Origin of the sequence: Pseudomonas sp. SCPG-7, assembly GCF_002156405.1 — a bacterium.
Lineage (GTDB): Bacteria > Pseudomonadota > Gammaproteobacteria > Pseudomonadales > Pseudomonadaceae > Aquipseudomonas > Aquipseudomonas parakoreensis.
On the sequence record NZ_MVOO01000005.1, the window covers coordinates 1 to 15215 of the forward strand.

Sequence of the window (15215 nt, forward strand, 5' to 3'; positions counted from 1 at the left end):
GGCAGTGATCAGGCCTTGTTTTTCGCCGGTAACCGACATGTACGCTGGTGTTGCCATGGGGTGCTCTCCTTGCGGATAAATTTAGGGTGCCCGGGAGGCGAAATCGCCCGGTGGGTGCCTGACTGTTATCAAGGAGCGTGCCAGGTTTGTCGAAGGGCCCGGCAGCCGGGGGTGAAGCGGCTCTAGTCTGCGTTATGACCGATGTTTTTTGCTGAATCGAGGTGGAAAGTGCGCAACTTCTTGCGCAGTACTGCGCAAGAAGTTGCGCACTCGGCTGCGGGCCACGTGCCTCAAGGCCTACAGCGCGATGATCAGTCTTTTTCGCCGAGCGAGTGCGCAAGAAGTTGCGCAGTAAGGCCAAGTGCCAGCGTCGAGCGTTTGAAACGATCCACCCAGCGCGACGGTCAATCACTCACGACTGCGCCGCAGGCGTCTGAACATTCCCCACCGCGAGTGAGAACGACATGAAAATCCTGATGGTTTTAACGTCCCACGATCAACTGGGTGATACCGGCAAGAAAACCGGCTTCTGGCTGGAAGAATTCGCCGCGCCGTATTACGTGTTCAAGGATGCCGGCGCGCAACTGACGCTGGCCTCGCCCAAGGGCGGCCAGCCACCGCTGGACCCGAAAAGTGACGAGCCCGATGCGCAGACCGCCGCGACCGAGCGCTTTCGCAAGGATTCTGCCGCCCAGTCGGCACTGTCCTCTACGGTCAAACTGGACACGGTGAAGGCTGCGGAATTCGATGCCGTGTTCTATCCCGGCGGCCACGGCCCGTTGTGGGACCTGGCTGAAGACCGCCATTCGATTGCGCTGATCGAAGCGTTTTACAACAGTGGCAAACCCGTGGCGGCGGTGTGTCATGCGTCCGGGGTGCTGCGCCATGTCAAAGGTGCGGACGGTCAGCCGTTGGTCAAGGGTAAGCAGGTGACTGGTTTCAGCAACAGCGAAGAAGATGCGGTGCAGTTGACCAACGTGGTGCCGTTTCTGGTGGAGGACGAGCTCAAGGTCAAAGGCGGGATTTTCTCCAAGGGCGCGGACTGGTCGAGCTACACCCGTGAGGACGGATTGCTGCTGACCGGGCAGAATCCGGCGTCGTCGGAAGAGACAGCGTTCGCGCTGTTGTCGCGGTTGCGCTAGAAGCAACATTTGATTCTGTGGCGAGGGAGCTTGCTCCCGCTGGAGTGCGCAGCGCTCCCAAAACCTGAGCCGCTTCGCAGCCCAGCGGGAGCAAGCTCCCTCGCCACAGTCAGAACAGTTTCAAGCCCAAAACCTGAGCACACTCCTCAATCGAACGCCGCTGCGTCTCGGCATACAACCCCAGCTCATCAATGGTCGCACGCCCCAGCGCCTGTTCGAATGCCTGGCGGTTCGAGTGTTCGCCATAGTGCGTCTGCGCCGCGTCCCCAAGGTTCGACTGAAAAATCCCCGCCGCACTCACTGGCAGAAAATCTTCGTACACCAACGGTTCAGCTTTCACATGGCCTTCGCGGAGCAAATCCTCCAGCGATGTCGATTTGAGGCTAGCCGCTGCCAAGCCTTTTTCCGTGGGGAAATAGCGAAAATACGCCAGCTCCTGTTCACGCATGCCGTCGACGCTGTCCGGAAATTCGCCAAAGTGTCGGGTCATCAGCGTGTTGTAACGTGCGGCGTTGCCTTCGTTGGGAAAGTCGCCCAGTTCATCGCGCGCGGCATTCAGCAAGCGGTCATACAGCGCTCGGCCTTTGGGGGTCAGCGCCGCACCGCGTTGTTCGATTTCGCCGAAACGCGCGCTGTGGCTACCACGAGTCTCGTGCTGATCGGTGAAAGCGATCGGCTCGTCCAGCGCCTTGAAACTGGTCTGGCGCAACAGGATCGGGCACTTGCGGCGTGGCGGGCCTTCGATCACTGCTTTGGGGGTGATGCCGTGCACCGGCATTTGCGCCTGGACAATATCGATGTCCAGCGTGCGTGGGGTCAGGTGATTGATGTGCGGGCCTTTGAACGCCACCACATCGGCGATCAGACGGTGCTGGGCGCTGAGGGTCTGGTACTGCGCAGCGGTGACAGTGGCGCTGTGATGCCAGCGAAAGGTTTCCAGTGCCTGTAGGACAAATTGCGCCGCGTCCTCCTCATTCAGCCCACCGGCTGACTCCGCCCGCTCGATCAGCTGCAAGGCAGCAGGGGTAAAGATCGAACGCCGGTTCAACACCGATTCGGCAAAACCGCGCAACTCTGGATCTTCGATCAGCTCCAGCCGCAGCAACGAAGTGAACACCCGAAACGGGCTGACCTGCAGCGCCGCTTCATGCACCGCGCGAAACGCCGTGGAGTGCACCGGCACACCCGCCGGGGTCAGGTCGTAGTAGCCCACCGGTTGCATGCCCATCACCGCGAACAGGCGCGCGAGGGTCGCGAGCTCTTTGCCGGTGCCGACGCGGATCGCGCCGTGTCGCTCCATGTCCAGGCGCTCGATTTCACCGGTGCTGTCGAGCTGCCGTGCGAGGTCTGGCTGGGCGGCCAGCACTTCACGGTTGGTCTGTTCCACCAACTCCATCAGCGCGCCGTACAACGGCACTTCTTCGCGGTACATGTCGGACATCGCTTTGGAGAAGCGTTGACGGATCAGGTCGGGGCTGACGAAAGGCTGCACGGTCATGAAAAAAATTCCTGCCACGGTCACGTAAAGGATGGAGGAAAAGATCGCAGCCTTCGCCGACGGCGGCAAACGAAGAATCCTACGAACTTCATTCTGTCAACGACTGATCCACCAGTTCGATCCAGTGCAAAACCTGCGTGCGTCCGGCGCCGGCCAGATGATTCTGGCAGCCGACGTTGGACGTGACGATCAGCTCCGGGCGCCCGCTTTCCAGCGCATTGAGGCGGTTATCGCGCAATTGCCGGGCGAGGGTCGGTTGCGTCAGCGAATAAGTGCCGGCCGAACCACAACACAGGTGACCGTCCGGCACTGGGGTGAGATTGAATCCAAGGCGGCTCAGCAGCGTTTCGACTGCGCCGCCGAGTTTCAGCGCATGTTGCAGGGTGCAGGGGCAATGCACGGCGATCCGCCGCTGGCGGGCGGCGCACACTTGCTCCAGCGGTTCCTGAGCGAGCAGTTGCACCAGATCCAGCGTTCGCTCACTGATCTGCCGCGCCTTGTCGGCGTAGCGCGGATCCTGCGCCAGCAGATGCCCGTAATCCTTGATGAACGCGCCGCAACCGCTGGCCGTCTGCACGATGGCTTCCGCGCCGTTTTGCAGGTGCGGCCACCAGGCGTCGATGTTCTGTCGGGCGCGCTCGAGGCCTTTGGCCTGGGCGTCGAGGTGATAGTCCAGCGCGCCACAGCAACCGGCCTCGGTCACCGGCGTGACGCTGATCCCCAACCGGTCCAGCACTCGTGCCGTCGCGTCGTTGGTGTTCGGCGACAGGCCCGGTTGCACGCAGCCTTCGAGCAGCAACACCCGCCGCACATGGCATGGGGCGGGGCGTGAGCCGGACACTGGGGCGCGTTGCGGCAATTTGCTTTCGAGGATGCGCGGTAACAGCGGCCGGAACGTCGTGCCTACCCGCAGCAGTCCCTTGAATACGCCCGGATTCGGCGCCAGTGCACGCAAGCCCTCGCGCAACAAGCGCTGGGCGGCAGGTCGCGGCACGGCCTGATCGACCACCGCCCGCCCGATATCCAACAGGTTGTGATAGTCAACACCGGAGGGGCAGGTGGTTTCGCAATTGCGGCAGGACAGGCAGCGATCCAGATGCAACTGAGTCTGCTCGGTGGCCGGCGTCCCTTCGAGCACTTGTTTGATCAGATAGATGCGTCCGCGTGGCCCATCGAGCTCATCACCGAGCAACTGATAGGTCGGGCAGGTGGCGTTGCAAAAACCGCAATGCACGCAGGTGCGCAGAATCTTTTCCGCCTCGGCCGCACGCGGCAGTTGTCGGGATTGTTCGCTGAGGGTGGTCTGCATGGCTAGAACTCCGCGTACATCCGGCCGGGGTTGAACAGCCCTTGCGGGTCGAGTTGCGCCTTGAGTTGCTGGTGATAACGCATCAGCGTGCGCGGCAGCGGCTGGAACGGTGTGTCGCTGGCGCCATGGGTGAAGCAGGTGGCATGGCCACCGAGTTCCTGGGCGAGAATCTGAACGTGCTCGTGATCGGACTTCAGCCAGCGTTGCGCGCCGGCCCAGTCGATCAACTGCTGGCCGGGCAATTCTTGCGGCCCGAGATTGTTCGGCAGCGACAGGCGCCACAGCGGCAGGCCTTCGTCGAAAAAGCTCAGGCGTTGCTCGTTTAAATCGCGCCAGAACACCGAGTCGAGCGGCTCGCCGCCGAGTCGTTGATGCGCGGCGGTCACCGAGCCTTCGCCGCCCTCCAGGCGCAGGTACAGGCTTTGCCCGTCATGGCAGGCGCCGCTGATCGGCAACGGTTGCTGACCCCATTCGGCCAGCCTGGTCAGCGCTCGGGTGCAGTCGATATCGAGGCGGATGCTCAGGCATTGACGCGGTTTCGGCAGGACTTTCAGCGAGACCTCGGTGAGCACGCCGAGACAGCCGAAACTACCAGTCAACAAGCGCGACAGATCGTAGCCGGCAACGTTTTTCATCACCTCGCCACCGAACCGCAGGTGCTCGCCGAGGCCAGTGATGACCCGGGTGCCGAGGACGAAATCGCGCACCGAACCTGACCATGGCCGCCGTGGCCCGGACAGCCCGCTGGCAATCATCCCGCCAACGGTGGCACTGTCACCGAAGGCCGGCGGTTCGCACGGCAGCATCTGCCCGGCAGCGTCGAGCGCCGCGAGCAACTCGCGCAGCGGCGTACCGGCGCGCACGCTGACCACCAGCTCGGTCGGTTCATAGCGCACGATGCCGCAGTGCGCGCGAGTGTCGAGCACTTCGCCGGCCACCTCGCGTCCCAGAAACGCCTTGCTGTTGCCACCCTGGATTTTCAGCGGCGTGGCGTTGGTCCGGGCCTGATTGACCTGATCGAGCAGGGCGCCGCTGGCGTCGACGTCAGCCATCAGAAGCGCTCCAGTTCGGGGAATGGCAGTTGTCCGGCGTGAATGTGCATGGCGCCGAATTCTGCGCAGCGGTGCAGGGTCGGGATGTTCTTGCCGGGGTTGAGCAGGCCTTGCGGGTCGAACGCGGCTTTGACGGCGTGGAACAGGGTCAGCTCTGCGCTGTTGAATTGCGCACACATCTGATTGATTTTCTCGCGTCCGACGCCGTGTTCGCCGGTGATGCTGCCGCCGACCTGCACGCACAGTTCGAGAATCTTCCCGCCCAGCGCTTCAGCGCGATGCAGTTCGCCCGGTTGGTTGGCGTCGAACAGGATCAATGGGTGCATGTTGCCGTCGCCGGCATGGAACACGTTGGCCACGCGCAAGCCGTATTCGGCGCCGAGGCGCGCGATGCCTTGCAGCACGCCGGGCAATTCGCGACGCGGGATGGTGCCGTCCATGCAGTAGTAGTCCGGCGACAAGCGGCCGATCGCCGGAAAAGCGTTTTTGCGTCCGGCCCAGAAGCGCACGCGCTCGGATTCATCGCGGGCCTGGCGCACTTCGCTGGCGCCGGCCTGAAGCATGACCTCGCGGACTCGCAGGCAATCGTCGTGGACATCGGCTTCGACACCATCGAGTTCGCATAGAAGAATCGCTTCGGCAGCGACCGGGTAACCGGCGTGGATGAAATCTTCGGCGGCGCGGATCGCCAGGTTGTCCATCATCTCCAGGCCGCCGGGAATAATCCCCGCAGCGATGATGTCGGCCACCGCGCGGCCAGCCTTTTCCACCGAATCGAAGCTGCCTAGCAGCACCTTGGCGACCTGCGGTCTGGGCAGCAGTTTGACCGTGACTTCGGTGATGATCCCGAGCAAACCTTCGGAGCCGGTGAACAGCGCCAGCAAATCGAAACCCGGGGCATCGAGGGCCTCGCTGCCCAGCGTCAGGCGTTCGCCTTCGATGGTCAGCGCCTCGATTTTCAGCAGGTTGTGTACGGTCAGACCGTACTTGAGGCAATGCACGCCACCGGCATTTTCCGCGACGTTGCCGCCGATCGAACAGGCAATCTGCGACGACGGATCCGGCGCGTAATACAGGCCGAACGGCGCCGCCGCCTGGGATATCGCCAGGTTGCGCACCCCGGGTTGTACCCGTGCGGTGCGAGCCGCCGGGTCGATGTGCAGGATGTTGTTGAACCGCGCCATCACCAGCAACAGGCCGCTTTCCAGCGGCAGCGCGCCGCCCGACAACCCGGTGCCGGCGCCACGGGCCACCACCGGCACATGGTATTGATGGCAGAGCCTGAGCAGGGTTTGTACCTGATCGAGTCGCCGGGGCAGCGCCACCAGCATCGGCGTGGTGCGATAGGCCGACAGGCCATCGCATTCGTACGGCTTGAGTTCGTCTTCGCGCCACAGAAGGTCGAGATCCGGGAGGGCGTGCTGCAGGGTTTTGAGCAGCTCGGCCTTGTTCACTTCCGGTAGCGGGCCGTCGAGGCGTTCGTCGTAGAGAATGTTCATTCCGACCTTCCGAATCTTTGTCGCCGGGACGGTTTTTTGTGGCGAGGGAGCTTGCTCCCGCTGGGCTGCGCAGCCGACCTGAGATTGGTGCCGTGTCGAGGCAGGCAAGTCGCTTTCGCTGGATCAGGGCCGCTTCGCGCCCCAGCGGGAGCAAGCTCCCTCGCCACAAGGACTGTGGTGGCTGTCATCGCTGACTGCCCAGAAACTCCCGATACAACCGCGCAGTATTCCCCGGTTGTTCGACCATCGGCATGTGCCCGACACCGTCCCACACTTCGACCCGCAGATTGGCGATGCCCTTGCTCCACACCGGCACGCTGCTGACGTCGATCAAACGGTCCTTGCGCCCCCACAGCAGCAGCGCCGGGCATTTGATTTCGGCCAGTTTCGGTTCCATCGGCGGGCTGGCGCGAAAGTCGCGGAAGATCTCTTCCAGCTCATCACGCTGGCGTTGGTAACGCTGGGCGATGGCGTCCAGCACCAGTCCGGGTACCCACGGTGGCGAGGCCATGGTCATCGCATAAAACTGGCGGAATTCTTCCCGGGAGTTGATCAGGAACGGGTTATGTCCACGGGCCAGATGGCGTTCCATGTCGCTGGCCTGCGGTGCGGTGACGCCGGCCGGGTCGATCAGTGCCACTGAGGCAATCCGGTCCGGGTAGGTTGCCGCCAGCCACGCTGCGATGTAGCCGCCCATCGAGTTGCCGATCACGTGGACTTTCTCCACGCCGCACACGTCGAGCAGCTGGATCATGCGCTTGGCCTGCAGCGCAATGTCATAGCCGCCGCCGGCCTTGAAGCCGGTTTCACCGTGGCCGGCGATGTCCGGAATGATCACTCGGTACTGGCGGACAAAGTGCCTGGCGAAGCGCAGCCAGAGGTTTTTCTCGGCGCTGTAGCCGTGCAGCATCAGGATCGCGCTGGCGGCTTCATAGGGCCCACCTTGCCAGGTCGAGACGGTCATTTCGGCAATCGGCACTTCGATCTTGTGCAACTTGTACATCCTGGCCTCGAGCGCCGTGCTCAGGTCATATAGCCAATGGCCGATCGCCGGATAACTCAACCAGCTCCAGGCCACGAAAACCGCGAGAGCGACAAACAGCACAAGCATCGACGTCTTCCTTTTACGTGTTCAGGACAGAGTGTGGTCAGCCGGTTTCAGCGCCCGGGTCAACCGGTAGTAGCTGAAACTGAAGCCCGGAAATATCGCGATCACATGACCGCTCTTGCTTTGATACCAACTGTGACAGCCGCCGGACTTCCATACCGTGCGCTCCATCTCACGGTGGATCATTGCAGTGTAGGTACGTTCCGCGTCGGGGCGCACTTCGATGCTGCGCAGTCCTTTTGCCTGCAGGGTGTGGATACAGTCGAGGATGTAGTTCATCTGCGCCTCGATGATGAACAGCGCCGAGGTATGCCCGATGCCAGTGTTGGGCCCGGTGACGATAAACAGGTTGGGAAAGTCCGGCAGGCTGGTGCCCAGATAGGCGCGCGGGTATTGCGCCCAGACGTCCTTGAGTTGCACACCGTCCTTGCCGGTCACCGGATAGGAGACCACGCCGTCGGTGGCGTCGTAGCCGGTTGACCAGACAATCAGGTCGACATCGATGTGCTGGCCATCCTGGGTGACGATGCCGGTTTCATCGAGCGCGGCGATGCTTTGCTCGCGGCTGTGCAGGGTGACGTTGGGTCGGGTCAGCGCCGGGTAATAGGTGCTGGAAAGCAGGATGCGCTTGCAGCCGATGGTGAAGTCCGGGGTGAGTTTTTCGCGCAACAGCGGGTCCGGCACCTGTTGCTTGAGAAAGCGCAGGGCCTGGCGCTGGACCAGGTGAATCGCCGGTTTCGAATATTTGAAGGCGATGACCCGCGTTTCGAATTGCCAGTAAAGCAGCCAGCGCAGCAGCTTGTAGGCCGGTTTTACCCCCAGCAGCCAGCGCTGAAAAGGCCCGAACCGACGATCGGCGCGCGGCAGCACCCAATGTGGTGTGCGCTGGAATACATGCAGTTGTGCGACCTCGGGGGCAATTGCCGGAATGACCTGCGCGGCGCTGGCGCCGCTGCCGACGATGGCCACGCGTTTACCGCGGTAGTCGTAGCTGTGATCCCAATTGTTTGTATGAAAAGTCTTGCCCTGAAAGCGATCCTGGCCGGGGAAGGGCGGGATCACCGGTTGGCTCAATGGCCCGGAGGCGTTGATCACGAACTGCGCGCAGAACATCCCTTTGTCAGTGTGCACCGCCCACTGCCTGGCGGCGTCATCCCATTCGATGCGTTCGACGTTGGTTTGCAGTTCCACGCGTTCGCGCAGGCCGAAGCGTTCGATGACGTGTTCGGTGTATCGGTGCAGTTCAGGCTGGGCGGCAAACATCTGCGTCCAGCGGTACGGCGCGAAGGACAGCGAGTACAGCGGTGAGGGCACATCCACCGCTGCGCCGGGATAGGTGTTCTGGCACCAGGTGCCACCGAAGAACGCCCTTCGTTCCAGCAGGCGAAAATCGTCAATGCCGGCCTTGAGCAAATTGACCGCCGCACATTGACCGCCAAATCCGCTGCCGATGATCAACACCTGGTAGGTCCGCATGGGTCTCCTTCTTATAGTCGTTTCAGCGTTTTCATCCTTTCAGGTATAGCTAAAAATTCGCCGAGTGGGAGCGGGCGGCTGGGCGGTGATGGCTATTTAACGGCTGGCTGATAGACTCCCAGCACATCGGTCTGACGGTGTGCGCAGGTTCCGTTGAGTGGTCGAGGCCCTTATGCGAAACAAGGGGGGAAAGGGACTTTCACTGGCCAGGAGGCTTTATACATCGCGAACCCTCGGCCTGGTGCTGGGGTTGTTGTGCGTGGGCGTGGCGATGTACCCGCTTGACCCGCCGCCGTGGGTCTGGGCACTGATGCTGTTCAATGGCCTGGTCTGGCCGCATCTGGCGTTTCAATGGGCCCGTCGCTCCAGCGTTCCCTACCACGCTGAACACCGCAATCTGTTGATCGACGCGTTTATGGGCGGCTTCTGGGTCGCCGCCATGCAGTTCAATCCGTTGCCCAGTGCCACCACTGTTTCGATGATGGCGATGAATAATGTCGCCATCGGCGGCTTGCGTTTTCTCGCGGCGGGCCTGGCGGCGCAGGTCCTTGGAATCGGCGTCGGCCTGGTGGTGTTCGCCCCGGCGTTCATCCCGCCCACCTCACCTTTACAGCTGTATGCCTGCCTGCCGTTGTTGATGTTGTACCCTTTGGCGCTGGGCTGGATCTGCTTTCGCCAGGCCTACACGCTGGGCCTGCACAAGCGTGAACTGCTGGCCCTGAGTCGCACCGACAGCCTGACCGGTCTGCTCAACCACGGCGCCTGGAAGGATCAACTGGACATCGCGTTTCAACGTTGCCGTCGACAGCAACAGGGCGCGGCGATTGCGTTGATCGATATCGACCACTTCAAGTCGATCAATGACACGTATGGGCATGTGGCGGGTGACATCGTCCTGCGCCAGTTGAGCAAAATGCTCAAGCAGAACCTGCGCGCTGCGGATATTGCCGGGCGCTACGGCGGCGATGAGTTCTGCGTGATTCTGCCCGACCTGCCGCTGTTCAATGCCGCGCAGGCCATGGAAGCCTTGCGCGAACGTTTCGCCACTCTGGGTTACGAGCAGAACCCGGCGCTCAAGGTCAGCCTGAGCATTGGTCTGGCGGCTTATGATCCGGCGCATGGCGACGCGACCCGCTGGCTCAATGATGCGGATCAGGCGCTGTACGAGGCCAAGGCGACCGGGCGCAATCGGGTGATTTGCAACAGTGACGACCTGCCGAAGCAGGAACTGCTCGATTCGGTCTGACTGCTCACCACATTCACCTGTGCGAGCCGGCTCGCTCCTGGAAGTGTTCGGTGTCGGCGGCTCGGGTGTCGCATCCGCTATAGAGCCTTGCGTCGATGTCAGGTACGGTTTGAATCCCCCGACGCGAAACAAGGATCGATTCATGACGTTCTCATTTCCCCGCTCCCTGCTGGCCGCCACCCTCGGCCTGTCTCTCGCCTTCAGCGCTGCCGGTGCCTTTGCCGAACCGCACAAGCAAGTGCTGGCCGATGCCGAGCAGTATCAGCCTGAAGCCCTGAAACTGCTGGAACGGCTGGTCAACATCGACTCCGGTTCCGGCTATGAACCGGGCCTTAAACACGTCAGCGAGATCGCCATCGACGAGCTGAAAAAACTCGGCGCCACCATCGAGCTGGTGCCCAATACACCGGAAAAAACCAACCACGTGCTGGCCACTTTCAAAGGCACCGGCAAGGCGAAAATCCTCTTGATGGCGCACATGGACACGGTGTTCAAGGAAGGCTCCGCCGCCGAGCGCCCGTTCCACATCAAGGACGGCCGCGCCTACGGGCCGGGGGTGATGGACGACAAGGGCGGCATCGTCGCCGGGATCTACGCACTGAAGATCTTGAAGAACCTCGACTTCAAGGACTACGCGCAAATCACCTTCCTGCTTGATGCCAGCGAAGAAACCGGCTCGGACGTCGCCACCGACCTGATCAAGAAAACCGCCAAGGCCCACGACGTGACGCTCAACCTCGAACCGGGGCGTCCGGCCGATGGTCTGGTGGTGTGGCGCAAAGGCAGCGCAACGGCGCTGGTCGAGGTCAAGGGCAAGGCTGCGCACGCGGGCGTTGCGCCGGAGCTGGGACGCAACGCCGCGATGGAAGCGGCGCACCAGATTCTGCAATTGGGCAAACTCGGCGACGAAGCGAAGAAAACCACGATCAACTTCACCGTGCTCCAGGCCGGCGACCGCACCAACGTGATTCCCGATCACGCCACCGCCAAGGCTGACGTGCGCGCGGCCGTGCCGGAAGAATTCGACCGGATCGAGAAAGACCTGGCGCGGGTCTCTCAGGACAAGCTGATCGCGGAAACCGAAGTCACCACCAGCCTCAAACGCGGCTTGCCGCCGATGCCGCAAACGGCGGAGTCGGATCGCTTGATGGCGATGGCCCAAGGGATTTACGGCGAGATCGGCCGCAAGCTGACCGAAGAGGGCAGTGGTGGTGCGGCGGATGCCAGCCTGTCAGCCGGCGTGGGCACGCCGACGCTGGACGGTTTCGGGATTGTCGGCGGCAATATTCATACGCCGGAGGAGTACGCCGAGGTGGCGAGCGTGACGCCGCGGATTTATCTGTTATCGCGGATGATCATGGAACTGGCCAAATAGTCACAGTCTGAACATTGTTCAGTGCTGAGGCGACCGGCCCCATCGCTGGCAAGCCAGCTCCCACAGTAGATCTTAAGTGAACGCAGTCTCTGTGTTCGACACCGATCAAATGTGGGAGCGAGCCTGCTCGCGATGGCGTCGGCACAATCAACATCCATATAGCCTGATCCACCGCCTTCGCTGGCAAGCCAGCTCCCACAGTGCTTGGTAATGACCACAAATCCATGGTCGGCCAAATAACCTGTGGGAGCTGGCTTGCCAGCGATAGCGTCAGCCCGGCCATCACATCACTCCTTGACGCTCATGTATTCCTTCGCCCACAGAATGTAATCCTCAGGCTGGGTATAGGTGTGCGTCAGCTCGGTGGCGCTCAGGTCCGAGGCCTGGGTGAAGATCTGGCGTTGTTCGCGCAGGCTGTCGTAGGTGGCCTTGATCGCCGCGAAGTACGCGCCGTGACCGTCGATGGTTACGCGCACACCGAGTTCGGCCAGACGCTTGTCATCACGCAACGCCGGGTTGCCGTAGGTGACCAGCATCAGCGGTACCGTCAGGTGTTCGGCAATTTGCTCAAGCTGATCGAAGTCCTGCACGCCGACCATGCAGATGCCGTCGGCACCGGCGGCCTGGTATTGCTTGGTGCGGCTGATGATTTCCTGGTTCGGCAGAATGCCGGCGTTGGTGCGGGCGATGATCGCCATTTCCGAATCGACCCGGGCTTCCAGCGCTGCACGGATCTTGCCGACGCCTTCGGCAACCGAGATCAAGTCGGTGGATTTACGGCCGAATTGTGCCGGCAGCAGCGTGTCTTCGATGGTCAGGGCGGCGACGCCGGCGCGTTCCAGTTCGACGATGGTGCGCATCACGTTGAGAGCGTTGCCGTAGCCGTGGTCGGCGTCGGCGATCACCGGCAGCTGAGCGACGCGGCCAATGCGGGTGGCTTGCTCAGCGAACTCGCTGAGGGTGATCAAGGCGAAGTCGGGAGCGCCCAGCACCTGCAACGAGGCGACGGAGCCGCCGAGGATCCCCACTTCAAAACCCAGGTCTGCGGCGATGCGCGCGGACATCGGGTCGAACACCGAGGCCGTGTGGTAGCAGGTGTCGGAAGCCAGCAATTGACGGAAGTTACGGCGCAAATCTTGATGGGAAAGCCTGGTCATACGAGTTCCACCAATACAAAGGAATGGAACGGCTTGAGCAAAGGTGTCAACGCCGAAGAATGAAAAGGCTATCACGCGAATGGGTCAAGGTTCATGACGAATTTGCAAGTGAGGCGTTGAGCACGGGTGCAAAGGCTGAAAGGTTTCATCTGCAATCAGCGGATTTCCAGTGTCAGGGCCGGCGTTCAGGCCGCGACTGCATGTTGCTGTTGCCTGGGCAGCAGCACGGCGCGGACCGAATTGCCCGGCTGCAGTTGCAGGCGCTTGGCGGTCAGGCGATCGACCACCAGGGTATTGCCGACCAGACGACCGGGGGCCACGGTGATGCGGCAGTTCTCCAGGCGACGGTTGTGAATCAGCCATAAGGGGGCCTGATCGTCCGGCGTGCCGAGGCTCAGGGTCAGCGCCTGGCTGTCGCGCACGGTACGAATGCTGCCGATCGGCGCTTCGATCACCGGGCCGCCGTCGAAGATGTCGATGTAGCCCTTATGTACAAAGCCTTCTTCGCGCAGGATCTTCAGCGCCGGCTCGGTATTGGGATGTGGCTGGCCGATGGCCGCTTGTGCCTGTTCGGTCAGCATGCAGGTGTACAACGGCTGGCGTGGCATCAGTTCGGCGATGAACGACTTGTTGCCCAGGCCCGACAAGTGGTCGGCGTGGCTGAAGTCCATCTGGAAAAAGTGTCGGCCCAGACTGTCCCAGAACGGCGAACAACCGCGTTCATCGGCACTGCCACGCAGTTCGGCGATCATCTTCTCGCCAAACAATTGCGGAAATTCAGCCACGAACAGCAGGCGCCCCAACGACAGCAGCCGGCCGTTGCTGCCATGACGATGGTCGTGGCTGAGAAACAGCGAGCACAGTTCCGACTGGCCGGTCAGCTCATTATTGAGAAACAGCGTGGGTATCTGCCGGGAAATGCCCAGATCCGCTGATGAACTCACGGTCAACCCGACGCGGTAGTTGTACCACGGCTCGCGCAGGCCAACCGCGCCGGTCAGGGCGCTGACACCCACCACGCGCAGATCGTCGTCTTCGAGCACGAACAGGTAGTCGGCGTCGGCCCGTTCCACCTGCTCGGCGAACGCACGTTGCGCCCAGCGCACCCGGTGAGCGAGGCGGTCTTCATTGGCCGGCAGGGTGGTGAACCCGGGGCCGGCCTGCTGCACCAGAGTCATCAGCGCTGGCAGGTCGCTGACTTTGACCGGACGGACGATCATGCGGTAACTCCTTGTACGCGCCTGTTCGGGCACTGTCGTTGGGTGTGCAACCGGGCGCCGTTCACAGGGCTGTCAGCCTGATCGTGCTGCCATCGGTGACCTTCAGCGCCGTGCACAGGGCTGGCGTAAGGGACAGCGGTTGATCGGGCTGGTAATCCAGTTCGGCGACGATGGCCCGGAAACCGTGCAAGGCGTCGTTGCTCACCAGATAGCGTCCCCGAGCGTCGATTTGTGCTTGCTGGCGCACGGTGGCGGTCTGGCTGCGGGCGATCGAACGGATGTTCGCGGTGCGCGCATACAGGGTCGGGCCGGCGTCGAACAGGTCGATGTAGCTGTTGGTTTCAAAGCCTTCGCGTTCAAGGATGTCGAACGCTTCCTGGCCGTCCGGGTGAATCCGGCCGATGCATGCCTGTGCTTCCGGGGGCAGCATCGGTACGTAGATCGGGTATTGCGGCATCAGTTCGGCGAGAAACGTGCGGCTTTGCAGACCGCACAGGCGCTCGGCCTCGACGTAGGGCAGGTCGAAGAAATGCTTGCCCAGTGCATCCCAGAATGGCGAATGACCGTTCTCGTCGCTGTAGCCGACGATTTCGGTGATCACCGCATCGGCGAAACGGGATGCGTGAGCGGCGATGAACAGCAGCCGCGCCCGCGACAGCAGTTCGGAAAAAGCGCTGCGCACCAGCGCATTGTCGATGTGAAAACCGCGCAGCAGGGTGTGGTCGTTGAGGTCGTGACACAGCGACAGCGCCGGCACCCCGTGCTCGATGTTCAATTCCCGCGAGGCACTGGTGAAGTGGCGGTTGCGCAGGCTGTAGAACGGTTCGTTGAAACCGGCCGTGGCGAGGATCTCCGAGCAGCCGACCAGCCGCCGAGTGTCGAGGTCTTCCAGCACGAAGAAGTAATTCTCCGGGCCTTGCGCCTGAATGTCTTTGTCGAACGAGGCGCAGGAACCGGCGATTTTTTCACGCAGGCGTTCGCTGTCGTCCGGCAGCGACGTGACGCCGACCAGACTGTCGCGGGCCAGTTGCTGCAATTGCGGCAGGTCGGTTGGCTCGACTGGGCGTAAGACCAGCATGGATGTACTCCTGTATCAAAGGGTCCGGTGATCCGCACCGAACCTGACTATCACT

General features: G+C 62.1%; 12 protein-coding genes. 3 read left to right on the forward strand and 9 right to left on the reverse strand.

What is annotated here, in order from left to right:
- Positions 1 to 464: 464 nt before the first annotated feature.
- Entirely contained in the window at positions 465 to 1142 is a 678-nt protein-coding gene (locus tag B1722_RS11460; RefSeq protein WP_086792568.1) for a type 1 glutamine amidotransferase domain-containing protein, read from the forward strand.
- A 109-nt stretch (positions 1143 to 1251) separates the two neighbouring features.
- On the opposite strand, the gene B1722_RS11465 is transcribed toward B1722_RS11460, so the two are convergent.
- The 6 genes from B1722_RS11465 to B1722_RS11490 all read right to left on the reverse strand — a co-directional run bounded on the left by B1722_RS11465 (position 1252) and on the right by B1722_RS11490 (position 9084).
- Positions 1252 to 2640, reverse strand: coding sequence for a VOC family protein (locus tag B1722_RS11465; protein WP_041074135.1), 1389 nt, complete (start codon positions 2638 to 2640; stop codon positions 1252 to 1254).
- 88 nt (positions 2641 to 2728) lie between these two features.
- On the reverse strand, positions 2729 to 3949 hold the full coding sequence (gene glcF / locus B1722_RS11470; protein WP_041074137.1) for a glycolate oxidase subunit GlcF: 1221 nt from the start codon (positions 3947 to 3949) through the stop codon (positions 2729 to 2731).
- Positions 3950 to 3951: 2 nt separating this feature from the next.
- On the reverse strand, positions 3952 to 5001 hold the full coding sequence (gene glcE, locus B1722_RS11475; protein WP_041074139.1) for a glycolate oxidase subunit GlcE: 1050 nt from the start codon (positions 4999 to 5001) through the stop codon (positions 3952 to 3954).
- Entirely contained in the window at positions 5001 to 6500 is a 1500-nt protein-coding gene (gene glcD / locus B1722_RS11480; protein ID WP_041074141.1) for a glycolate oxidase subunit GlcD, read from the reverse strand. Before glcD ends, glcE begins: the two co-directional genes overlap by 1 nt.
- A gap of 184 nt (positions 6501 to 6684) precedes the next feature.
- Positions 6685 to 7611, reverse strand: a complete 927-nt coding sequence (locus B1722_RS11485) for an alpha/beta fold hydrolase (RefSeq protein WP_041074143.1) — start codon at positions 7609 to 7611, stop codon at positions 6685 to 6687.
- A 21-nt stretch (positions 7612 to 7632) separates the two neighbouring features.
- A complete protein-coding gene (locus B1722_RS11490; RefSeq protein ID WP_041074145.1) occupies positions 7633 to 9084 on the reverse strand; it encodes an NAD(P)/FAD-dependent oxidoreductase in 1452 nt (483 codons plus the stop codon).
- 172 nt (positions 9085 to 9256) lie between these two features.
- On the opposite strand from B1722_RS11490, the gene B1722_RS11495 reads away from it, so the two are divergent.
- Both B1722_RS11495 and B1722_RS11500 read left to right on the forward strand, forming a co-directional pair.
- Positions 9257 to 10330 carry a diguanylate cyclase gene (locus B1722_RS11495; protein ID WP_041074147.1) on the forward strand — a complete coding sequence of 358 codons (1074 nt, stop codon included), beginning with the start codon at positions 9257 to 9259 and terminating at the stop codon, positions 10328 to 10330.
- Between the two features lie 142 nt (positions 10331 to 10472).
- Positions 10473 to 11705: a M20/M25/M40 family metallo-hydrolase gene (locus B1722_RS11500; protein WP_086792569.1), complete on the forward strand. Its 1233-nt coding sequence runs from the start codon at positions 10473 to 10475 to the stop codon at positions 11703 to 11705.
- A gap of 287 nt (positions 11706 to 11992) precedes the next feature.
- On the opposite strand, the gene B1722_RS11505 is transcribed toward B1722_RS11500, so the two are convergent.
- From B1722_RS11505 to B1722_RS11515, 3 genes are all read right to left on the reverse strand, one after another.
- Complete coding sequence (locus B1722_RS11505) at positions 11993 to 12862, reverse strand: oxaloacetate decarboxylase (RefSeq protein WP_007968750.1); 870 nt, start codon at positions 12860 to 12862, stop codon at positions 11993 to 11995.
- Positions 12863 to 13047: 185 nt separating this feature from the next.
- Positions 13048 to 14082 carry an arginine N-succinyltransferase gene (gene astA, locus B1722_RS11510; RefSeq protein ID WP_041074151.1) on the reverse strand — a complete coding sequence of 345 codons (1035 nt, stop codon included), beginning with the start codon at positions 14080 to 14082 and terminating at the stop codon, positions 13048 to 13050.
- A 61-nt stretch (positions 14083 to 14143) separates the two neighbouring features.
- The gene (locus B1722_RS11515; RefSeq protein WP_041074153.1) at positions 14144 to 15160 is read right to left on the reverse strand and encodes an arginine N-succinyltransferase; all 1017 of its coding nucleotides are present in this window, start codon (positions 15158 to 15160) and stop codon (positions 14144 to 14146) included.
- Positions 15161 to 15215: the final 55 nt, after the last annotated feature.